23 protein-coding genes are annotated in these 23,274 nt (G+C 38.3%); 21 read left to right on the top strand and 2 right to left on the bottom strand.

What is annotated here, in order from left to right; genetic code table 11:
- The first annotated feature begins 79 nt into the window (after positions 1 to 79).
- Entirely contained in the window at positions 80 to 748 is a 669-nt protein-coding gene (locus tag ESV24_RS09395; protein WP_111816391.1) for an ABC transporter ATP-binding protein, read from the top strand.
- Between the two features lie 22 nt (positions 749 to 770).
- A complete protein-coding gene (locus tag ESV24_RS09390; protein WP_111816434.1) occupies positions 771 to 2,186 on the top strand; it encodes a TolC family protein in 1,416 nt (471 codons plus the stop codon).
- A gap of 68 nt (positions 2,187 to 2,254) precedes the next feature.
- Here ESV24_RS09390 and ESV24_RS09385 read toward each other — a convergent pair whose 3' ends face one another.
- Together ESV24_RS09385 and ESV24_RS09380 are read right to left on the bottom strand one after the other, a co-directional pair.
- Positions 2,255 to 2,644: an RteC domain-containing protein gene (locus ESV24_RS09385; protein WP_111816392.1), complete on the bottom strand. Its 390-nt coding sequence runs from the start codon at positions 2,642 to 2,644 to the stop codon at positions 2,255 to 2,257.
- On the bottom strand, positions 2,637 to 2,999 hold the full coding sequence (locus ESV24_RS09380) for a hypothetical protein (protein ID WP_146743169.1): 363 nt from the start codon (positions 2,997 to 2,999) through the stop codon (positions 2,637 to 2,639). The genes ESV24_RS09385 and ESV24_RS09380 overlap by 8 nt, the downstream gene beginning before the upstream one ends.
- Positions 3,000 to 3,316: 317 nt before the next feature.
- Between ESV24_RS09380 and ESV24_RS09375 the strand changes: the two genes are divergently transcribed.
- The 19 genes from ESV24_RS09375 (at position 3,317) to ESV24_RS09295 (ending at position 23,274) form a co-directional block, all read left to right on the top strand.
- The gene (locus ESV24_RS09375) at positions 3,317 to 3,535 is read left to right on the top strand and encodes a hypothetical protein (protein ID WP_146743170.1); all 219 of its coding nucleotides are present in this window, start codon (positions 3,317 to 3,319) and stop codon (positions 3,533 to 3,535) included.
- A 187-nt stretch (positions 3,536 to 3,722) separates the two neighbouring features.
- Positions 3,723 to 3,863 (top strand): hypothetical protein, encoded by a 141-nt coding sequence (locus ESV24_RS15305; protein ID WP_160110622.1) that lies wholly within the window; start codon positions 3,723 to 3,725, stop codon positions 3,861 to 3,863.
- 179 nt (positions 3,864 to 4,042) lie between these two features.
- The gene (locus ESV24_RS09370; RefSeq protein ID WP_111816435.1) at positions 4,043 to 5,467 is read left to right on the top strand and encodes a DASH family cryptochrome; all 1,425 of its coding nucleotides are present in this window, start codon (positions 4,043 to 4,045) and stop codon (positions 5,465 to 5,467) included.
- Between the two features lie 418 nt (positions 5,468 to 5,885).
- Entirely contained in the window at positions 5,886 to 6,323 is a 438-nt protein-coding gene (locus ESV24_RS09365) for a hypothetical protein (protein ID WP_111816395.1), read from the top strand.
- Positions 6,324 to 6,762: 439 nt separating this feature from the next.
- Positions 6,763 to 7,164, top strand: coding sequence for a hypothetical protein (locus tag ESV24_RS09360; protein ID WP_111816397.1), 402 nt, complete (start codon positions 6,763 to 6,765; stop codon positions 7,162 to 7,164).
- A 564-nt stretch (positions 7,165 to 7,728) separates the two neighbouring features.
- Entirely contained in the window at positions 7,729 to 9,315 is a 1,587-nt protein-coding gene (locus ESV24_RS09355; protein WP_111816398.1) for a sensor histidine kinase, read from the top strand.
- Between the two features lie 2 nt (positions 9,316 to 9,317).
- On the top strand, positions 9,318 to 9,479 hold the full coding sequence (locus ESV24_RS15535; protein WP_235004039.1) for a hypothetical protein: 162 nt from the start codon (positions 9,318 to 9,320) through the stop codon (positions 9,477 to 9,479).
- 1 nt (position 9,480) lies between these two features.
- Complete coding sequence (locus ESV24_RS09350; RefSeq protein WP_235004040.1) at positions 9,481 to 9,984, top strand: response regulator; 504 nt, start codon at positions 9,481 to 9,483, stop codon at positions 9,982 to 9,984.
- 877 nt (positions 9,985 to 10,861) lie between these two features.
- Complete coding sequence (locus ESV24_RS09345; protein WP_111816399.1) at positions 10,862 to 11,932, top strand: hypothetical protein; 1,071 nt, start codon at positions 10,862 to 10,864, stop codon at positions 11,930 to 11,932.
- Positions 11,933 to 11,939: 7 nt separating this feature from the next.
- The gene (locus ESV24_RS09340; protein ID WP_111816400.1) at positions 11,940 to 12,455 is read left to right on the top strand and encodes a hypothetical protein; all 516 of its coding nucleotides are present in this window, start codon (positions 11,940 to 11,942) and stop codon (positions 12,453 to 12,455) included.
- 595 nt (positions 12,456 to 13,050) lie between these two features.
- Positions 13,051 to 13,551, top strand: a complete 501-nt coding sequence (locus ESV24_RS09335; RefSeq protein ID WP_111816401.1) for a GreA/GreB family elongation factor — start codon at positions 13,051 to 13,053, stop codon at positions 13,549 to 13,551.
- Between the two features lie 136 nt (positions 13,552 to 13,687).
- A complete protein-coding gene (locus tag ESV24_RS09330) occupies positions 13,688 to 14,530 on the top strand; it encodes an alpha/beta hydrolase (protein WP_111816436.1) in 843 nt (280 codons plus the stop codon).
- Between the two features lie 56 nt (positions 14,531 to 14,586).
- Entirely contained in the window at positions 14,587 to 16,755 is a 2,169-nt protein-coding gene (locus tag ESV24_RS09325) for a S46 family peptidase (protein WP_111816402.1), read from the top strand.
- 232 nt (positions 16,756 to 16,987) lie between these two features.
- On the top strand, positions 16,988 to 18,505 hold the full coding sequence (gpmI, locus tag ESV24_RS09320) for a 2,3-bisphosphoglycerate-independent phosphoglycerate mutase (RefSeq protein ID WP_111816403.1): 1,518 nt from the start codon (positions 16,988 to 16,990) through the stop codon (positions 18,503 to 18,505).
- 7 nt (positions 18,506 to 18,512) lie between these two features.
- Positions 18,513 to 19,103, top strand: coding sequence for a thioredoxin family protein (locus ESV24_RS09315; RefSeq protein ID WP_111816404.1), 591 nt, complete (start codon positions 18,513 to 18,515; stop codon positions 19,101 to 19,103).
- Between the two features lie 51 nt (positions 19,104 to 19,154).
- Positions 19,155 to 19,562 carry a BT0820 family HAD-type phosphatase gene (locus ESV24_RS09310; RefSeq protein ID WP_111816405.1) on the top strand — a complete coding sequence of 136 codons (408 nt, stop codon included), beginning with the start codon at positions 19,155 to 19,157 and terminating at the stop codon, positions 19,560 to 19,562.
- Between the two features lie 4 nt (positions 19,563 to 19,566).
- Complete coding sequence (gene map, locus ESV24_RS09305; protein ID WP_111816406.1) at positions 19,567 to 20,385, top strand: type I methionyl aminopeptidase; 819 nt, start codon at positions 19,567 to 19,569, stop codon at positions 20,383 to 20,385.
- The gene (locus ESV24_RS09300; protein WP_111816407.1) at positions 20,345 to 21,154 is read left to right on the top strand and encodes a class I SAM-dependent methyltransferase; all 810 of its coding nucleotides are present in this window, start codon (positions 20,345 to 20,347) and stop codon (positions 21,152 to 21,154) included. The genes map and ESV24_RS09300 overlap by 41 nt, the downstream gene beginning before the upstream one ends.
- 29 nt (positions 21,155 to 21,183) lie before the next feature.
- Entirely contained in the window at positions 21,184 to 23,274 is a 2,091-nt protein-coding gene (locus ESV24_RS09295) for a T9SS type B sorting domain-containing protein (RefSeq protein ID WP_111816408.1), read from the top strand.

Raw genomic sequence — 23,274 nt, 5'->3', positions numbered from 1 at the left:
GATGATTGGGAGTTATTTAAAATCGCTTTGCGCAGCTTAAACATAATAGAAATAAAAATACTAATAGAAAATAAACAATATGTTACTAGAACTTAACAACATTTTTAAATGGGTAACCCAAGGGGGAAGTAGAATTTTTCTTCTGAAAGACATTAACCTACAAGTGGAAGAAGGCGAGTTTATTTCGATAATGGGCCCATCCGGTTCGGGGAAATCCACTTTGCTCAACGTAATAGGAATGCTTGACAACTTTCAGGAAGGCGAATATAAATTTCTGGATGAGTCCGTCCATTCCATGAAGGAAAAAAACCGTTCCAAGCTATACAAGGAATACATTGGTTTTGTATTTCAGGCTTATCATTTAATAGATGAGTTGACGGTTTATGAAAATATAGAAACGCCCTTACTTTACAAAAATGTAAAGTCCTCTGAACGCAAAGCTTTGGTTGCCGATATGCTTGACCGCTTTAATATTGTGGGCAAAAAAGATCTTTTCCCAAGCCAGTTGAGTGGTGGCCAACAGCAATTAGTGGGTGTTGCGCGTGCATTAATAGCAAAGCCAAAACTAATTCTTGCAGACGAGCCAACAGGCAACCTCAATTCCAAACAAAGTGAGGAAATTATGCAACTTTTTAAGGAACTTAACCAAGCAGGTGTAACCATAATTCAGGCAACTCATTCAGAAACAAACGCAGCTTATGGCTCACGCACTTTGCATCTTCTGGATGGCGGCCGCAATCATATTTAAGTCAATTCATCAAACAAAAATCATGAAATATAAAATCATTTGTTTTTTCCTATTAAGTCTTCCCCTAACAATTTTTGCGCAAACAGAAGAAAGAACTGTGCGAACCCTTGAGGAGTGTATTGATTTAGCGCTGAAAAATAACCTGGATTTAAAGCAATCACATTTAAACGAAAAAACGAGTGATATAAATTTTAGGCAAAACAAAAATGCGCTGTTACCCACAATAAATGGCAATTATAATTTGGGTATTTCAAATGGGCGGAGCATTGACCCTTTTACAAATTCTTTTGTAAACGAGCAGCTCACCTTCTCGAATGCTGGGTTGGGACTAGATGCCACGGTTTTTAATGGTTTTAGACTTATCAATAGTTGGAAGCAAGCGAAACTGAACCTGAAAGCCGCCGAGATGGAGACGGAAGCCGCCAAACAAGCATTGATACTAAACGTTACCTTAACTTATTTACAAGTACTCAATGCCCAGGATTTGGTTAAACTAGCCAAAGCCAGAGTAGGTACAATACAAGGACAGCTAGACCGGCTTAGAAGTTTGTATGAAGAAGAAACAGGAAATCCCGCTGAATATAGAGATCTTCAAGGTCAGATAGCAGCGGATGCTTCCAATTTAGTGGAAAGTGAGAACACTCTTGAAACTGAAATTATCAATCTCAACACATTGATAAATGCAAATGAAGAAATTACGGTAGCCGCTTTGGATCAAAAGTTAGAGATTGAAAAATATACATATACTCCTAACGAAGTCTATACGCAGGCTTTGGATGTATTTCCATCAGTTAAGGCAAGCGATTTAAGCTTAGAAGCGGCAAGCAAGGGAGTTGCTGTAGCAAGATCACAGTACACTCCTGAAATAAGTTTTTTCGCCAATTTGAATACAAACTATTCAAGTGCGGCGCGTCTTTTTACTGAATCTGGAACCAGTATCATTGAAAATGGCGATTTTGTGACTATAAACAACCAAAATTTTGCGGTGTTAACTGAGCAATCGAATTTTAAGAGTGAGGAAATTCCTTATAATGACCAGTTTGCCAATAATTTGAATTCCTCGGTAGGTTTTGCGGTTACAGTACCTTTATTCAACGGGTTTCGAGCCAAAAATAATGTAGCCCTTGAAAAAATTAAAAAAGAAGAAGCACAAACAACTCTAGAAATGACGAAGCTCAATCTTCAGCAATCCGTTAAGCAGTCCTACAATACAATGCAGGCTGCTTTTGAACGCTATAGTTTATTACAGGATCAAGTGGAAGCCTATAAAGAATCCTTTCGTATTAATGAGATTCGTTTTAATAATGGTGTATCCAATAGTGTGGACTATATTATTAGTAAAAATAATCTTGATAATGCGCAAATCAATTTGGCGAATGTTGGTTATGAATATTTGTTACGAGTTAGGGTTTTGGAATATTATAGAGTAGGATTGTGAGACAGGACGCGTGAGACTTGGGAGTTGTCGGGACTCAGTTGTCTGTTGTGGTGAGGCGGGTTAGTGTTTTAGGCGTCAATTTCGATTATTCTTTGGAGCAAGCTTCTTTTTAATAAGTCTAATAATTTTGATTGATTGCTTTTTCGATTCCTGATTTCGAGGAAGACTCTGTAGAAATCGGTCATATCTTTTTGAAAGAGGGTTTCAAAGGCTGTTGCCAAATCGGCTAGGTTGGCCTGTCCGTTGTTTATCATGCCGCTAGCCTGGAGGGCATACACCAATTCTACAAGGTCCACCTTGGTGCCGGTCCATTTTAATGGGGACTTTTTTTGCTTAATGACAAAGGGTTTCCTTTTCTTTCGGGATACTTTCTTTTTTAGGTAATTAATGGTTAGTGTATTGCCTATTATTTGGGCGAATATCATGTCCTTCGCAGTAGAGAATGTGATATCAATCATTGAAACCTACAGAGGCAGCAGAACCATAAAAACCACTATAATAATAGCTTGAATATAGAGCATTTGTTCGCTCCACATCTTCCCAATAATTAAGCTTAACAGTATTATCTATATAAGAAGATTTTCTCCAATCTATATAAATGGGCGTATCCAGCTTATTGTAAATTTCAAATTGCATTAAGCCTCTTTCTCTCCAAAGATTATAGGTTATTTTAAGAGAATCGTTTTCAAATAAATAGGTTTCATCAACAATTTTTACGTTGTTGGCTTTGGTTTCAAAAACCTGAACGTAAGTTGTGGTTTTGCATCCAAATAGAGAAAGTGTAAAGAAAAATAGAAGTAAGTTTTTTATCATAAGTTGTGGTTTATTAAATAATAAAAGTTGTTTTTTCAAATTTAAATCAAACACAATTCATCCCATTACGGAATCCCGCAATTGGAATAAATAAAAATACAGTTCCAAATATAGCATTTATATTAAGAGTATTTTAACAGAATAGCAATGCTGTGCGAACGAGAAGCTGGCTCTTTTAGAAAAATAAGGTGATAAAATCTTTTTAATCTTCGCTCAAATTTTTGTGTACTTCTTAAACAAACTGTTAAACAATGTTAGCGGGTGTTTACGCAATTTTAATTTTAAGTAATTTTCCTATTCAAATAAATAAAACAGTTATGAAAGACGCTAAAAAGAAAACCCCGATGCTGGACCCAAAAAAGAAGAACGAGCAAAAGATTGAAGAGCAAGATTATCCTGGAGAACCAAATTCAAAACCAGATATTACTGAAAAGCCTTCAAAGGAAGATCCAGAAAAAATACCAGAATCTAATGATCCGGCTGGCTATGGGGAGGTAGGGAATGTTAAGAAGTCGCCTTATGAGAAGAAGGATTGATTAGTGATTAGTGTTCAGTGAGCAGCTTTCAGTTCTCAGTTCTCAGTTCACAGTTCGCAGTTCGCAGTTCGCAGTTGAAAATAATTTTATGTTAAATACTGTTAGCGACTTTGCCATTGGAAATTATTTTTAATAGCTTGTTGAAAAATTGTAAACAAAGTATAATAAACTTAAAAAAAGAAAAATTATGAAAACACCAAACTTCGAGGACAAACAAGGAAAACATCCAATCCCCCACGCAAAGGGAATTGCAAAAGACGATAACCTAAATCCGAAATCTCAGACGGATGGGAAAAACATAAAAAAAGCAAAGAACGAAGAAGAGTAATATTCTTTTGAATTCATAAAAAGCTTTCAAATCGTAGCATTGGTTCTACGGGTTTGAAGGCTTTTTTTCTGTAAATTTTTTTGAGGATTTTAATCGGGAGCCTGCAGAGGGTAGCATTCAGCCAACAAAAAATCTTTTCAAACTTCGTAAATACAAAGGCAATAGCAGCAATTAAAATTATGAAAGACACCGCAGAACCAAAAGCTTTGGTATGGTTTAAGAATGATCTACGCCTTCACGATAATGAGGTGCTTTGCCACGCAATCGCTTCGGGCTTACCAGTAATCTATTTGTTTTGTGTGGACGAAAGATTATTTGAAACGTTGCCACTCGGGTTTAGAAAAGCTGATGCAAATCGTGTTATTTTCTTAAAGCAAACAGTTTTGGATCTTCAAAAACGACTGGAAAATATAGGAGGCCATCTACATATTGAATTAGGGCTGCCGGAAGAGATCGTTGATGCCTATGTAAACAAATATTCCATTTCTAAAATATACGCTGAAAAAGAATACGCTTGGGAGGAATTGCAAATGATGGCCGAAGTAAAAAAACGTATCGCAGAAAAAGCAGCATTAATTACTTTTTGGGGCAAGACCTTGTATCATATTGATGATATTCCTTTTACTATTTCGAAAATTCCACTCACCAGCAAAGCCTACCGAATTCCCACAGGAAAAGAAACTGAAGTCCGTGAACCATATAACGAACCTATCCAAGCGAATGCTGCAAGTGCTATTAAATCTACAGCCTTCCCGTCTTTCGAAAAACTTGGTTTTTCTGAAGAGGAGATTGCTGCAGTAGAACCTTTTATAGCTGGTGGCGAAACAGCTGCACTCAATAGATTGCATAACTACACCTTTGAAACCAAACTTTTAACTGGGTATCGCTGGTCCAGAAATAAATCGTTGGGGATGGACTACAGCTCTAAATTTTCGCCCTATTTGGCTTTGGGAAGTCTGAGTGTGCGCACTATTTATCAGAAAGTAAAACAATATGAGCAATTAGTCAAAAAAAATCAGAGTACTTGGTGGTTGATTTTTGAGCTAGTATGGCGTGATTACTTTACGTTTAAAGGAATGCGAATGGGCAATGCTATCTTTAAGACTGAGGGATTTAGAAATAAAAGAATCGATTTTGAAAATAACACAGCTCTTTTCAAAAGATGGTGCGATGGAAAAACAGGCTTACCCTTTGTTGATGCGCATATGCGACAGCTTAATAAAAGTGGATATATGAGCAATCGCGGTCGTGTTAATTGCTCTAGCTTTCTAGTTCACGATTATAGAATAGATTGGACTTGGGGCGCGGCTTATTTTGAAAGTAGGCTTATTGATTATGATGTAAGCGCCAACTGGATGAACTGGCATATGCAAGCCTATGAAATTTGGTATACCAACCCTATTCATCAAAGTTTAAAATATAAAGCCAAAGACTATATCCAACAATGGATTCCCGAGCTTGCCAAAATAAACGATGCGCATATTTACATTCCATGGCACGAAAAAAGCGCCCATCTTGGCATTCAAGATTATCCAAAACCAGTGGAGATTTTTTCGAAATGGGGACGGTCTATTCAGAAGATATTGACGGAGATTGGGGGTTGAGTTTTTAGTTTTCAGTTGTTGGTTTTCAGGTGTCGGTTGTCAGTTTTCAGTTGAAGTTGAATTGAAACCCCTTCCGTCCGCCTGATGTGGATGTTAACAATTAATGGAGATTTAGGCGGCGGCTTCTTCTTCGCTGTAAAGCTATGAAGGACAAAGCACCTTGCCCTTGATTGACAATCATTTATTTGATTTATGAGTATTTCAAGGGGAAGGAGCGTTTTTTAATATAAAGTTGAATTTTGAGATACTCTATTTCCGTTTGCTGAGTGGGAATATGAGTTAGACAATTGATAATTTGTTTCTATTTTTGAGGAATGATTAATGATAATATATTTTATTACCAACAACTAAACGACGTCTACTTTTTGACCGATAAAGCACTGGTTAAACCGTTATATTATTTGAACTAATAATCTTTATGAAAGTAAAATTTCTACTACTATTCTTTTTTATCCCTGCTGCGCTCTTTAGTCAAGATTACATCCGTCAAGGGAAAGGCGATTACAATGAGGTGCTATATACTTGGGATGGAAACTATTTAAGGCAAGGAAAAGGAAGTTACAATACGGTACTTTATACCATAGATGAAGAATACATCCGCTTGGGAAAGGGAGATTACAATACAGTTTTATATTCGTGGGATGGGCAATATCTTCGCCAGGGAAAAGGATCTTATAATACGGTTCTTCTTACTTGGGATGGAAAATATATTCGAGAAGGAAAAGGAGATTATAATACCGTTCTATACACTTGGGATGGCACTTATTTAAGACAGGGCAAGGGGGATTACAATACGGTTATATATACTATTACAGAATCGGTTCCTATTGTTGTTTTGATGTTGTTGGGTATTTAATTGAAGTTAGAATTAAATATATTGTGCAATGATTCCTACATTGATGGCTCTAAATATTCTTGCTATCTTTTTATGATAGTACAGCACTCAGGCAGCTACTCAAAAACCTCATCTCCAATGCCGTAAAATTTTTGGCACAAGAAAATAATCACATCGTCCAAATTGCAAACACTTGGGGAATGGGTCTTACTTTGTCCCAATTGGTTGCAGAGGTCGATGATGGCCGTATCAAGCTAAAAAGCAACGAGTAAACCGACATTATTTACCGAAACTTCCTTAAACATTTCAACAAACTGGGCAAAAGACATCCGAAACTGACTATTGCCAAAGTGAATAATGAAAACTAAATTACAGTATAGGAAAAAAAGCTGTAGAAAACCGTACACCACTAAAAAGTACTAATTTCGTTGTTTAAAAATTATATTTAATTTTATACACGATGCAACTATCAGAACAGGTTACCTATCTTTTTTTACTGGCATTGCCCATAGCTTGCATTGCCTGGACAGTAACGCATGAAGAATTATTTAAGGAACCCAGGGATTTCTGTTTGCAAAAATCTAAATCCTGTAAAACATTATTCCAACGCAAATTCTATTATGTGTTTACCTGCGAATATTGTTTCAGCCATTATGTTACCCTCGCCTTTTTAATTATTACTCGGTACCATTTGTTGTATGCAGACTGGCGCGGCTACCTAATTGGAGGTTTTGCGCTGGTATGGATCGCGAATGTTTATATGAGTATATTTGACTTTATAAGGGTTGGAAAAAAGAAAGAAAAAATAGAGGCAGATATTGAGGAATTGAAGTTGAAGAAAGTAAAGAAAAAGGTGGACTGAAAATTTAAGAAGACACCAACTTTGTAAACAGAGTAGCTCGGATGCAAAGCGCCTACCGGTGAAACACTTAGGAACCTTTTTGAAGTATGAATTACGAGCGACGAGCGAAGTGCGAAATACGAAATACAAACGACGAGCGACGAAATGTGAAATGTGAATTACGAGCGACGAGCGAAGTGCGAAGTGCGAAGAAAAATCTATTAGGGCATAAAATGAAGGTGTCCGAGTGAATTTTAGCAAGCGAAGCGCAGCTAAAATTTGTATCGAGGTCACCGGGTGGAGCAGCAGGAGCCGTTAAAGTGTGAATGCGTTAATTCGTTAATTCGTTAATTCGTTAATTCGTTAATTCGTTAATTCGGGAATATGAAAATTCTTAATTATTCAAAGTCAAACAAACAACAGACAACAGATAACTGATAACTGATAACAGACAACAGACACCGCAATCATAAACAAAAAAAGACACACCATAACTTCAAAAATTTGTTCCTATTTTTGAGTTATGAAAAAGCCCCAATTTTCACTCCTCATTTTTTATCGTTTTAGGAATTTTGCAAAAAAAAAATGATTGGCCAGTACCAAATTGATAGCACTAACTATCATTACAATCACATTTTGAATCCGCAGTACAGCTCAGATATTCCCTTGGCTATTAATTATTATACCCGTTCAAAGGAAAACCACCTTAAGGCCAAGAATACTTATGGGGCTATCAAAGATTTGCGCATGATTGCCATTGGGCAATTTGAGATTGGCAACAGCTTTGACAGTGAAACCGCTACGGTTGAAGCATTGCGATTAATAGACAATGCCTCGCATACCGATACGTTGGTAGAGGCCAGAAAAGGACTTTATAATCAACTGGGTAGAATTTATAGGGCTACCCAAAGATATGATGAGGCTATTAAGGCCTATGGCAATGCCCTGCAATTCTCCGCAAACCAAAACGACAGCCTCACTATACTAAACAATATTGGCAACCTGTATAAAGATATGGGACGTTATGAAAAAGCTTTGGAACGCTTTGAGCTTGCTTTGGCGAAAAAGGATGTTCAAAAAAACCCCATTTCCTACGCCAGGTTATTGGACAATAAGGGTGATATACAAGCTAAACTTGACCATCCCGAAGCATTGCCAAATCTGGAGCTTGCTTTGAAGTTAAGGGAGCGGGAAAACGATATGCCGGGCAAGTATTCCAGTTACCGCAGTTTGGCGCTATATTACTTTGATAAAAACGATACCACAATGGCCTTGGATTTTGCGAACCAAGCCTATGAAGTAGCCAAGACCATGAATAGCCTAACTTATTTAGAAAATGCCTTGTGGCTTTTTGTAAGTATGAGTCCCGACCCCAAAATTGTGCGCTTTGAAAAAATAAGCGATAGCATTGAAAAGGAGAAGCAACTTGCAGAAAATAAAAATGCATTTATGAAGTACAATGTGGAAAAAGAGCGCAAAAATACTGTCGCTGCACAATTGGAGAAGGAAAGGCAGAAAACCTGGACGATATTTATTTTGGCGATTGCTTTATTGGGGCTTGTATTAACAATACTTTTCTATTTCATTATAAGAGCCAAACACAAGCAAGAGAACATTACGCAAGTATATACTACCGAAAAACGAATTTCAAAAAAGGTACACGATGAAGTTGCCAATGACGTATATAAGTTGATGGCAAAACTACAAAGTAAACCCGCAGGGAAAGATGAGATTCTGGACGATCTGGAGTCTATTTACAATAAGAGCCGCGATATTTCTAAGGAGAACAGCGCCGTTGACGTTGAAAACTTTAATGAGGTTTTGTCTGATTTGCTGATGGGGTACCAAAATGAAGATGTATCTGTAATTCGCCGTAATGCCGCAACTATTGATTGGGATGTAGTGCCAGATATTAAAAAGACCAATATCTATAGGGTAATACAGGAATTGATGACGAATATGGCAAAGCACAGTAACGCCACTGCGGTAGTGTTAAACTTTGACCAAAAAGGCAAGGCTATTACTATTAAATATGCCGATAATGGCAAGGGATGTGTGTTAAAAAATAAAAATGGACTCCAAAATGCGGAATCCCGCATAGCAGCAATAAAAGGAACTATTACTTTTGAATCTGAACCAAATAAAGGTTTTAAAGCAACTATAATTATTTGAGTATGTTTAAAAAAGCTCTTATTTCAGATGATCTTGATTGTATTAACCAAGGGGTAGTATCCATACTGCAAGCTTTAGCAATTGAAGATATTACGGAAGTAGCCTATTGTGATGATGCTTTCCTAAAAGTAGAAAAAGCTTCTATGGACAACACGCCCTTTTGATTTGGTTATAACAGATCTTTCTTATGTTCCCGACCATAGGGAACAGAAATTTTCCTCTGGCGAGCAGCTTATAGCGGCGCTAAAAATTAAACATCCGCAGCTTCCCATAATTGCCTATTCTGTGGAAGACAGATTGCAACGGGTGCGCTCCCTCGTTCTTGACCACAATCTAAACGCTTATGTTTGCAAGGGCAGAAAGGGGCTTGATCAACTAAACACTGCCATTTTAAAAGTTTATGAGGGGGAAATCTATCTTTCACCTCAGGTTGAAAATGCCCTCTCCGGAAAGACTACACCTGTATTAGAAGATTACGATATTATTTTAATGGAGCAGCTGGCAAATGGGCTGTCGCAAAAAGAAATTAGCGATTATTTTCGGGATCATTCCATACAACCCTATAGCTTGAGTTCCATTGAAAAGAAAGTTGGTAAACTCTGCACCCACTTTAGAGCCAAGAATGCGATTCATTTGGTGGCATTGGCAAAAGATTTGGCATTAATTTAAACTGCTATCTCCCATAAAGTGATGAAGATAGCAATGCGAAATAAAAAATTAAAGTTGCTTTACGGAATCCCGCAAAGAAATGTTTGCTGCTAGTCTTTTCTTTGTAATGGGATTAAACAATTCATTCTGGGGAGAATTGTTTTGTATTTTCCTATTGCCGTCTTATCGTTAAGGTAGGACGGTTTTTTTGCTTAGTAAAAAGCACGATGGATCGTGATTAGTGATTAGTGATTAGCAATGTGCTATGTGCAATGAATAATTATTAATGAATAATGTGTAATAAGAATTTGGGTTGAGAGACTAGGTTCAGATAATTAAATTTTTATTAAAGACGGGTAAAAGGTGACCGAGTGAATTTGAAAGAACGACGAGGGACGAACTACGAGGGATTGGTGATTAGTGATTAGTGATTAGCAATGTGCAATGTGCAATGAATAATTATTAATGAATAATGTGTAATAAGGATTTGGGTTGAGAGATTAGTTGCCAATATCAAGTTTCCATAAAGACGGGTAAAAGGTGACCGAGTGAATTTGAAAAAGCGAATGCGACTTCAAATTTGTATCGAGGCCACCGTTCTATTAATGAATAACGAGCGACGAGTGATTAGTGATTAGTGATTAGCAATGTGCTATGTGCAATGAATAATTATTAATGAATAATGTGTAATAAGAATTTGGGTTGAGAGACTAGGTTCAGATAATTAAATTTTTATTAAAAACGGGTAAAAGGTGACCGAGTGAATTTGAAAGAGCGACAGCGAATTCAAATTTATATTTAGCCCACAGGAAAAACCCTGTACAAATTTGGGGGATTTAACCCTAACTTTTTCATTATTAATTATTTACATTTGTTATTTATAACTAAAAACTTAATTATGAAAAACCTAATTGTTCAAAAAATGAAACTGGCTGGTTTGGTTTTAGGAATGGGAATGGCATTCATTTCCTGCGAAAAAAATCCAATTACCTTAGTTTTGCACAGCCCAATTTATCCTTCGGGAAGCCAAGCTGTTACCTACACTGCCGAAAGGGTAACGGACGGCAGTATTAACACAGCAAAACTATATGAAACGGTGAATACTATAAACAGTAGTGGCACCATTACTTCCGCTGGAACGGAAACCTTATTACAGACTTGGAACAACCCCGGTGGCGATTTAAGTTTTGTCAAACCCAATGGTCACGGAGACAATAAATTGGTAACATACCGATGGGTTTTTACCACACCGGACCAAACCAAGTCTTTTAAAGTTACTTATGCTACTAGACCATATGCTGTTTCGGGTATGCCTGCACCTGTTTATGCCCAGGGAGACCCCGATGATGTTTTTGACCTAGTACTTATCCCAGATACCGATATAACAAACCTCAATACTTTTTACAATCATTGTAGCGGTGTTATTAGGGAATCTTTCTTTGATGAACCCCATACACGGTATTGGAGGCGCCAATATAACTTTTACATAAATACGGAACGGGGCCATGCCACAGATTATGACTCTAGGGATGTTGATGGACCACATCAACTGCCTTCAAATAATGCTAATTTAAGTTTTGCTGAGGGAAGGGCGCTGATGCACCAAAACGACTTGCGCGACTGGGCAAGCGGAGGTGTTTTTTCTAGCGAAATGCAAAATAGAGGGACCGTTATGCACGAAGCTGGCCACGCGCTTTATGACCTAGCAGATGAATATGGTTCCGGAAGCCATTGGCAAGAAGATGAAGTTCCAAACAATTGGTCTAGTCTAGCAAATGCCCAAGCAGCGGCCTCGGGTTACGGAAATTGCAAAGAAACTTCAGATGCCGTGGAAATGGGCAGCAGTGGTTGGTATCATTTATGTGTATCAAATTGCCAAATGGTAACCACAGGTCTCAACCATACGGAATATGATTGCCCCTGCAAAAGCAGAATAACCTATGTAGTTTTTGATAACGCTTCAAATTAAGAAAATCATGAAAACATTAAATAAAGTATTATTTATCGTGGCTTGCCTGTTGTTGACAATAACTGCAAATGCCCAAGAAGAAAATGACGAACAAAAGCGCGATCGTGTTGAAAAGAGCACCAAGCCTTTTAACCCAAGCTATTTTTCACTCTCTGAAAATTCCTTTTATGTTTTGGAAGCAATGGTAGTGGACAATAAAATAGTAATTGACAGTTCTGCTACCATTGCATTAGTGCCCGGAAAAATGCCCTATCCCAGTGGCAATTTTAAAGTATCGATTATGGACAAACAAGGAAAACAAATTTCGGAATACTTCATGCAGGATCCATTGATTGCCCGCTCCTGTGAAGGGGAAAATAACAATCTTACCCCCTTGGAAAAAGGACGTGTTTACATATCCCTTCCAAAAAATAACAACATTGGCACACTTATTTTTAGCCGAGGAAAAGAACGGGTGGGCACTGTAGATGTAGGCGATCTAATTATAAGAACGCAACGCGATCCCAATAAAGGAGGTCAGTAAATAACAATACTTCTTGCTTAATAATAAAGGAGGTGTGTATAAAAGGTTAGAAAGAAAATCGTTCACTTAATATAGGTTGACCACTTTAAAAAATTAAAACTACGAAAGCAATATCAAAGGTGACCCAGTGAATTTGAAAAAGCGACGAGGGACGAGCTACGAGGGACGAGCGATTTGTGATTTGTGATTTGTGATTTGTGATTTGTGATTTGTGATTTGTGATTTGTGATTTGTGATTTGTAATTAATGAAGAAAAAATAATATAAGTCCCTGATATAGGTTGACCACTTTAAAAAATTAAAACTACGAAAGCAATCTCAAAGGTGACCGAATGAATTCAAAAGCGTGCAGCGATTTGGAATTTGTATCGAGGCCACGGTCATCCCCGATGAAAAATAACCTTTCTTTAACGGCATAGCAAATAAGAACTTTTTAATTTTATGGGTAAAAGATAAATAATAGTTCAAAAGGCTTTAGCCTAAAACCTTAAATTCTAATACTGTAAAAACACTATCTAATTAATCTTTTATTTGCTGTGTAGCCAACAATATGATTTCTAGTTATTCTTTTGATAAATAGATAAAGAAGCACCATTATGAGTAGAGGGTTTGTAAAAGAAGGAGACCAAGAGGAAACACCTATAATCCCACCACGGGCAGCACTGCCTGCCGGAGCGACAAATTATGTTACCCCTACAGGAATGAAACTGCTGAGAAAAGAACGGGAGCAATTGGAAAACGAACGCGCTAATCTCGCCACTACCCACGAACAGCAGCGGCGCATAGAACTGGCCGTATTAAATGGTAAATTAGATTTGCTAAACGAACGCATAGTCTTAGCTAGAATATTAGATCCTACCACACAACCGAAAGACGAAGTGCGTTTTGGCGCTACAGTTACCTATAAAATTTCTACCGCCCCCACTCCCCAAAAATTTCAAATTGTAGGTGTTGATGAAGCCGATGTAGCCAAACGGAAAATTGCCTTTGTAGCTCCCATCGCCGTAGCACTCACAGGGCACAAAGTAGGCGATGTGGCGCCATTTAATATGGGTGGAAAAGCTACGGTACTGAAAGTTATAAGTATAGAATATTAATGATTGTCCCAAAGACTCTTGTAAGCTTTCAATATTCGAAAAATTCACTGTAAGGTATATGGTTGGTCACAGTTTCTTTAACGTTCCCTTATTAAACATCTTTTCTGCAAAACGGTATCTTCCCACAAAAAACAAAATGCGCTTCATCATTACCCTTCTGCTCAGCTTTCTCACAATTCTCCTATCAGGCTGCGCCGCAAAAAAATATAAGGATATTTCCTATATTGAAAAAGCCAATCCGAAAATAGCAGTAACTCCCAAACTAAATATTTTCACCCCAAGAAATGCTTCGGAAGAAAAACTGCCCGTTTTAATTTTTGTACACGGCGGTAATTGGAATAGTGGCAGTAAGAACACTTATGGTTTCTTCGGAAGAAATTTCGCTAAAAAAGGTGTTATAACCGTTATTCCAGGTTATACTCTAAGCCCAGAGGCGAGCTATGATGAAATGACCGAGCAAACCGCCCAAGCAATAAAATGGACCCAAGAGCACATTGCCGAATATAACGGAGATCCAGAGCTTATTTACTTAACGGGCCATTCCGCTGGTGGTCATTTGGTGGCCTTGGCAACAATGAATCCAACATACGGCATAGACCCCAATGATATTTCAGGTATTATTTTGAATGATGCCGCAGGCTTGGATATGTATAATTATCTACAAAAAAAGCCGCCCGAAGCTGAAAATAATTATTTAAGCACGTGGACGAACAATCCGCAAACTTGGAAAGAGGCTTCGCCAATAAATTATATCAACCAAAAAACACCTCCCATAATGATGTATTTGGGGAGTAAAACCTATGCTTCCATAAAAGAAGGAAGCCGCAGGTTTATAGATGCACTGAAACCATACCAACCAACGGTGGAACCCATCGTGCTTCCAAAAAAACACATTCCGATGATCCTTCAATATTTTTGGCCTTGGAACAAGCGTTTTGATGAGATTAAAAAATTTATGGAGTTCCATACTCGAAATTAATATTCGCAAAATTCCCCCTATATTGTTATCTTGCAAGCATTATTTTAAAAAAAACTATGAAATTACTACGCCTTCTCTTTATCTTTTTATCAGTCCCACTTTTCGCCCAACAAGGGGGCATGTGGATTCCTTCACTTTTGGAAGGAATGAATGAATCTGAAATGACCAACCTCGGCATGAAAATGACCGCGAAGGACATTTATGACGTTAACAATGCCAGCCTTAAGGATGCCGTGCCCCACTTTAACGGTGGCTGTACCAGTGAAGTAATAAGCAACCAAGGGTTGTTGCTTACCAATCACCACTGTGGTTATTCGCAAATACAAAGTCATTCCTCTTTGGAAAATGATTATTTGCAGGACGGCTTTTGGGCGATGAGCCTAAAGGAAGAACTGCCCAATCCTGGAGTTACCGCCAGCTTTATGGTGCGCATAGAAGATGTAACAACGCAAGTAATGAACGGCCTGACTGCAGCAATGAGCGAAACCGAAAAACAAAAAAAGATTGAAGAAAATATTGCTAAAGTAGTGCAAACCTCTCCCAAAGAAGCATGGCAAGAAAATAGGGTGCGTACTTTTTACGAAGGCAATCAGTATATGCTTTTTGTGGTGGAAACCTATAAAGACGTTCGCTTAGTGGGTGCGCCACCTTCTTCCATAGGAAAGTTCGGTAGCGATACCGACAACTGGATCTGGCCAAGACATACTGGCGATTTCTCCCTTTTCAGAATCTATGCCGATAAAAATAATCGTCCCGCGGAATATTCCGAAGACAACGTGCCTTATACTCCTAAACACTTTCTTCCTATCTCTTTGGATGGTGTGGCAGAGAATGATTTCACTTTGGTATTTGGCTATCCTGGAGCTACAGATGAGTATTTACCTTCAATTGCGATTGAGCAAGTAATAAACACTGTAAACCCTGCCCGAATTGCTATTCGCGATGCTGCATTGGCTATTCAGGATAAGTATATGCGTGCAGACCCTCAGATAAAAATTCAATATGCTTCCAAGTTTGCGCGTATCGCTAATTACTGGAAAAAGTGGAAAGGTGAAACACTTGGCTTAACAAAATCAAACGCCATAGGTATTAAAAAGCAACAGGAAAAAGAGCTAATTTCACAGATAAATAAAAAAGGAAAGCAGCAGGAATACGGACAACTTCTACCAAAATTTGAACAATACTATACCGAAATAGAGCCATATATATTAGCTCGAGAATATTACCTGGAAACTGTAATGCGAAATGTAGAATTGCTGCGCACTGCTTACCAAGCCTATCAATTGAAACAAGTTTATGAAAACCGCGGCGCACAATCTTTTCAGGATAGAAGAAACAATATGGTAGAAAGACTTGAAGGTCAATACAAAGATTACAGCAGCCAGGTTGATAAAGAAGTTTTTGAGGCACTGATTGCGCTTTATGCAGAAGGAGTTCCGGAACAGTTTTTACCTGCTTCCTTTAAAAGTTTCAATCCCCAACAGTTAACTAACGATGTTTATAATAACTCTGCTTTTGTAGATTATGCCTCCGTAAAGAATTTATTGGAAGGCGATGCTGAAACTGTGATAGCAAAATTAAACAATGATCCAGGTTTTAAGGTTGTACAGCAAATGGCCGATACTTATTTTGATAAAGTAGCGCCAAAATATGAAGAACTGGAACTGAATATTTCAGGCTTGCAGCGCGACTATATGAAAGCCTTATTGGAATTGAGCCCCAAGGACGCTCGTATTTTTCCAAATGCCAATAGCACCCTTCGTGTAACCTACGGAAAAGTAGCTGGCTACTCACCTGCAGATGCAATTTATTACGAACCAGTAACCCATCTTGAAGGCGTAATGCAGAAATACGTTCCGGGTGATTATGAATTTGACGTACCACAAAAATTAATAGACCTTTACGAAGCGAAAGATTATGGCCAATACGGCGAAAACGGTAAGATGCCAATCAACTTTATCGGTACTAACCACACCACGGGCGGAAACTCTGGCAGCCCTGCAATTGACGCCCACGGAAATTTAATAGGCTTAAACTTCGACCGCGTTTGGGAAGGCACGATGAGCGATTACTATTACGACCCTGCTCTATCGCGCAATATTATGGTAGATATCCGTTACGTGCTTTTTATAATGGACAAATATGCAGGTGCGAAAAACTTGATTGACGAGTTGAAATTGGTACACCCGAAAAAGGAAAAGGTGAAATCTAAAAAGAAGAAGTAAAGAAAGTAATAAGCCACGAATTCACGAATGATTATTTAAAATTATTCGTGAATTCGTGGCTTTTAATAGGTACGCTTTTTGAATAAACTAAGAATACCTATTGAAATTCCTAGTGTCACCCTGAGCTTGTCGAAGGGTTGAAAGATTTAAACCACTAAACATTTAAACACCTCAACTCATCGACTTCTAAACTCTAAACTTAAAGTCCAACTACCCTTCGTATCTTTGCACAATGAATAAAAAAGTACTATTAATGATTCTCGATGGTTGGGGAGTTACGCAAGATCCAGCCGTTTCCGCCGTCGCCCAAGCAAATACACCTTTTATAGATTCACTTTATAAAGATTATCCACACGCGCAATTGCTTACGCACGGTATGAATGTTGGTCTGCCAGAGGGACAAATGGGCAACAGCGAAGTGGGCCACATGAATTTGGGAGCAGGTAGAATCGTTTATCAAGATCTAGCCAAAATAAATATGGCAGTGAAAAACGGAACTTTAAGTGATGAACCCGAACTTCAAAAGGCATTTAATCACGCAATTTTTCATAATAAAAAGGTTCACCTTTTGGGTCTTGTTTCCAACGGTGGTGTGCATTCACACATTGATCATTTAAAAGGATTGCTAACCGCTGCGAATAATAGTGGTTTAAAAAATGTGTTTGTTCACGCTTTTACTGACGGTCGCGATGTAGATCCACATTCCGGAAAAGGATTTATTGCAGATTTACAAAATCACTTGGAAAAAACGGGCGGAAAACTCGCTTCAATTATTGGCCGCTATTACGCCATGGATCGTGACAAACGTTGGGAACGTGTAAAAAAAGCATACGATTTATTGGTCTTCGGAAAAGGGAAACCATCACACAATGCGGTAAAAAGCATCGGGGAAAGTTATGCCGATGGAATTTCCGATGAATTCATAGAACCAATTGTGATGACCACTGCTGACGGAAAACCAGTTGCCAACATTGAAAAAGATGACGTAGTTATTTTCTTCAACTTTAGAACGGATCGCGGCAGACAAATCACTGAGGTTTTGACACAAAAGGATCACGAAATTTTTGGGATGAAAACGCTTCCGCTTTATTTCGTAACGCTTACCAATTATGATGCTTCCTTCGGAAATATCCACGTTGTTTACAATAAAGAAAATCTTCACGATACCTTGGGCGAAGTGTTGGAAAAAAACGGAAATAAACAAATTCGCATCGCAGAAACAGAGAAATATCCACACGTTACGTTCTTCTTCTCCGGTGGAAGGGAAATTGCTTTCGAGGGTGAAAAACGAATTCTTTGCCCATCACCCACAGTCGCCACTTACGATTTAAAACCCGAAATGAGCGCTTACGAACTTCGGGATATGATACTACCAGAAATTGAAAATGAAACTGCAGATTTTATTTGCTTGAATTTTGCAAACGCTGATATGGTAGGTCACACCGGTGTATTTGAAGCTGCCATAAAAGCTTGCGAAACTGTAGATAATTGTGCACGGGCAATTGTGGAGCAAGCCATGGAAAGCCATTATGTAACAATAATAATTGCAGACCACGGGAACAGTGAAACAATGCGCAACCCAGATGGCTCGCCAAACACCGCACATACTATCAATCCTGTTCCAATTATAATTGTGGACAACGAAATAAAAGCTGTTAAAAACGGAGTTTTGGGTGATATTGCGCCAACAATTCTAGCTGTAATGGGGATTGAGAAACCAGAAATAATGACACAACATTCCTTAATTTAAAAGCTCTATGAAAAAACTATTTATCATTTTCGCCGCAATACTTTTTGTTGCTTGCAATTCTTCAAAAGAAAAAACTAAAATGGATGAAAATACTTCCACCGAAATGATTTCAGAAAAATCAAAAGAAAAAATAAACGACACCGTTCCCTACGAAGATTCTGTGATGCTTTTGGGAAAGGCCAACCGTAAAGGTTTTGAAATGGAAGCGTTTAAAGATTGGTTCAATACAGGCTACGAAACTTACACTGTAGATTCTGAAATATTGGATAAACTAAAACCGCTTTTAAAAGAGGTAACCATCACTCTTTTTATGGGAACTTGGTGTGAAGATAGCCAGCGTGAAACTCCCCATTTCTATAAAATTTTGGATGAAACAAATTTTGACGAATCCAAACTCACATTAATTACCGTTTCCGAAGAAAAAACGACGCCACAAGGCTTGGAAGAAGGTAAAAATATCACCAATGTGCCGACACTTATTTTTTACAAAGATGGCAAAGAGTTGGGCAGAATCGTGGAATATCCTATTGAAAGTCTTGAAAAAGATATGCTCGCAATTTTAAGCGGAAAAGAATACAAACATGCTTACGCTGAATAAAACTTTAGCAACGGCATAATTCTTTGTAAATTTGCGGCTTGAAAAATGACGATGATTAGAGAAACAAAGACCATAGCCGTAGATTTTGACGGAACCATTGTTGAAGATGAATATCCGCGCATTGGCCGCCCGATTATTTTTGCTTTTGATACACTTAAAAAATTGCAAGATGAGGGACATAGGCTTATCCTTTGGACCTATAGAAAAGGACGTCCTTTGGAAGAAGCGGTAAAATTCTGTGAAGAAAACGGCATTGTTTTTTACGCCGTAAACCAAAGTTTCCCCGAAGAAGAATTCGATAGTTCCTTCAGCAGAAAAATTCATGCCGACGTTTTTATAGACGATCGCAATATTGGAGGACTTAAAAGTTGGGGCGAGATATACCAGCAACTTATTGGCGAACCCGCACCTGCAAAACCTAAAACCAAAAAGAAAGGATTGTTCTCCTTTTTAAAATAGCACTATGATCATTCCGAAGACAACAGAAGAGATTGAATTGATGCGCGAAAGCGCTCTGGTAGTATCACGCACTTTGGGTATGCTCGCAAGAGAAGTAAAACCTGGCGTCACCACTAATAAACTCAATAAAATGGCGGAAGATTACATTCGCAGTCAGGACGCTATTCCAGGATTTTTGGGATTGTATGATTGCCCTTCCACGCTACTTACCAGCGTGAATGAAGCGGTGGTTCACGGATTGCCGACAGATATTCCGCTAAAAGAAGGCGATATTGTTGCTATAGATTGCGGCGCTATAAAGAGCGGATTTTATGGAGATCACGCCTATACTTTTGAAGTGGGCGAAGTTGCTCCAGAAATAAAACAACTACTGAAAATAACTAAAGAATCACTCTACATCGGTATCCGCGAATTTAAAGCTGGCAACCGCGTAGGCGATGTTGGGTTTGCAATTCAGGAATATTGTGAAGCTCATGGCTATGGTGTAGTTCGTGAGTTAGTAGGCCATGGTCTGGGAAGAAAAATGCACGAAGACCCCGAAATGCCGAACTACGGCCGCCGTGGTCGCGGAAAGAAATTTATTGAAGGAATGACCATTGCATTGGAGCCAATGATAAATATTGGGACGCACAAAGTAAAACAACTGAAAGATGGTTGGACGATTGTAACGCAAGATGGCCAGCCAAGCGCGCATTTTGAGCACAACATTGCGTTGGTAAACGGAAAACCGGAACTGCTTTCTACTTTTGCTTACGTTTACGAAGCTTTGGGGATTGTTAGTGATGAAGAAAAGGAGTTTAGGCAAAAAGAATTCGTTTTATAGCTATCTTCCAACTTTGTTCAAAAAAATCCTAAATACCATCCCTCGGCCATTGCTCATTAAACTTAGTTTAATTGGTCGCCCGATTCTTGCTTTTTTTCTGAAGGGAAATAAATATACAGACCCAATTGGTGGCAACTCTTACAGAAAGTTTCTTCCGTATGGGTATGAAATTGTGCGTGAAAATGTACTTTCGCCCGGAACGCTCTCTTTGGAAAGGCACAGATTGTTTTGGCTTTATCTTCAAAATAAAACAGGTTTTTTTACTGAAAATTTGAAGGTGCTTCACTTCGCGCCAGAGCAGGCGTTTTATAAAAAATTTCGGAAAATGAAAAATCTGGATTATACTACAACAGATCTCAATTCGCCCATTGCAGATGTAAAAGCAGATATTTGCGATTTACCATTTAAGAATAATGAATTCGACTTTATAATCTGCAACCACGTTTTGGAACATATTCCAAATGACACTAAAGCGATGCAGGAAATTTACCGTGTTTTAGCACCCGGTGGAACTGCAATTCTGCAAGTTCCATATAAAGCTAATTTGGAAAAAACTTTTGAAGACAATAGCATTACCGACCCAAAGGAGCGCGCAAAAATATTTGGACAATACGATCACGTTCGCGTTTATGGAATGGATTATTTCAGCAAACTTGAAGATGTTGGTTTCAAAGTAGAAGCTGTGGATTATACAAATACAATTTCTTCTTCTGAAATTGAAAAATATAGACTTCCGTTGGGCGAATTAATTCCCGTATGTAAGAAATAATACGTTCTTTTGTTCGAAACTTCACCTAAATGAAATTGAAATTACTATTCCTATTTCTTGGATTAACCCTTAGTGCCATAGCTCAAAATCCGAACGATTGCGTGAACGCAATAATTATTTGTGGCGATTCCAGTTTAGGTATTGATCCCAGCGGAATAGGTTTTGATGAGTTTTCACTACCTGACAATGAAGTTCCGCCCTGTTATTATTTCGATCAACATAATATTTGGTTTAAATTTATCATCATTGGATCGGGCACATTCACCTTCGATCTTATTCCCGACAATGGTGAAGATGATTATGATTTTGCTATTTATGGTCCGGTAGTAACTTGTACTACTTTAGGTAGTTCTATTAGATGTTCCAGTACCAACCCGCTGGCTGCGGGCGTTCCGGTTGCAACGGGTCTAAACATGGACGAACTTGATGTAAATGAAGGCCCAGGAGAAGATGGCAATGGCTACTTAAAATATATAGATGCCACAGCGGGCGATGTATATTATCTTTTGGTGGATCGTGCCGTGGGTTCGGGACCTCTAAGCTTGTATTACACAGGAACTGCAAAACTTCCAGACAGTGTTGTTGCCTATCAACCCGAGAATCTTACAAATTGTGATACTGATGGTATTCCAGATGGTTTAACAGACTTCGATCTCGAGTTACAAACTAGCGAAATAATTGGTTCACAAACAGATGTTATTGTAACGTATCACGAAACTCTAAACGATGCCAGTATTGGCGTAAACCCATTGGCAAGCCCATATCGCAGTACCTCAAACCCTCAGGTTATTCATGCCCGTATAAAAAGAACAAATGGTTGCACAGATTTAACCACATTTACAATTGAAGTGGGTAGCCCAGAATTAATGAATCCCGAAGATGTTGTTTTTTGCGATTATAATTCAAGTGCGCCCTATTTTTTGGATGCTATAATTCCAGAGGTGATTATGGATCCGCAAGGCTACGAGTTTAGTTATCACGAAACTGAAGATGACGCTAATAATAATGTAAACCCATTAGGCCGCACTGTAAATTTTACTGAAACGCCTACAACTGTATTTGTTCGAGTTACTGATGAAAGCGATCCTTTATGCTATGCTGTAACTTCCTTTCAAGGATATATAAATAGAATTTCACGCGCAACACAACCCGAAGGTTTTATTGTATGTGATGAAGATTTTGATGGTCTGATTACAGTAAATCTTTCCGAAAAGGATGCGGAAATCCTGAATGGTCTTCCCCCTAGTGATTTTCAGGTATTTTATTACATCTCTCTGGATGACCGATTAAATGGTACAAATCCTATTTCTGGAAGTTTTCAAAATACCGAAAATCCTCAGACTATTTATGTGACTCTACTGGAAATTGCTACTGGATGTTTTGATTATACCCAATTCAATATTGTTGTAAATCCCATGCCTGAGCCCTTATTCGATGAGGAGTTATATTACTACTGCTTAAACGCTACAGAACCCTTAAAAATTTCTGTACAAGCAGGATTTCAATATTATGTGTGGAATACAGGTGAAGAAGGCGCTAATCTGAATAAAATTTTTATTGATGCTCCTGGAACTTATACTGTTACCGTTACAAATTATTTTGGTTGTGAAGATAGCGTAAGCGTCGAGGTTTTTCCTTCAGACGTTGCTACAATAACCGATATCAAAATTATTGATTTCAACGGTTCAAACAACTCGATAGAAATAATTGTAGAAGGACCGGGGCTCTATGATTATGCGCTGGATACTAATCTTATTTACCAACAAAGCAACATTTTCTCTGGGCTGCTAAATGGTTATTATACCGTATTTGTTCGCGATAGACGCGGTTGTGGTATCGTTTCACAACAGGTTTTAATATTGGACTATCCGCGCTATTTTACGCCCAACAATGATGGCATTCACGATTACTGGCAAATTATAGGAATGGATGAATTTCCGCAGGCGAAAATCTATATTTTCAATCGTTATGGAAAGTTTTTAAAGGCAATTCCACCACGTTCCAAAGGTTGGGATGGTGCCAATGAAAAAGGAACTCCACTACCACCGAGTGATTATTGGTTTACAATTGAAATGGAAAATAGACCCAAGTACCGCGGCCATTTCACATTAAAGAGATAA

This window comes from Aequorivita lipolytica, from assembly GCF_007997135.1.
GTDB classification, from domain to species: domain Bacteria; phylum Bacteroidota; class Bacteroidia; order Flavobacteriales; family Flavobacteriaceae; genus Aequorivita; species Aequorivita lipolytica.
The sequence above is the reverse complement of the archived record's forward strand: the minus strand, read 5'-3'. Positions and strand labels throughout refer to the sequence as shown.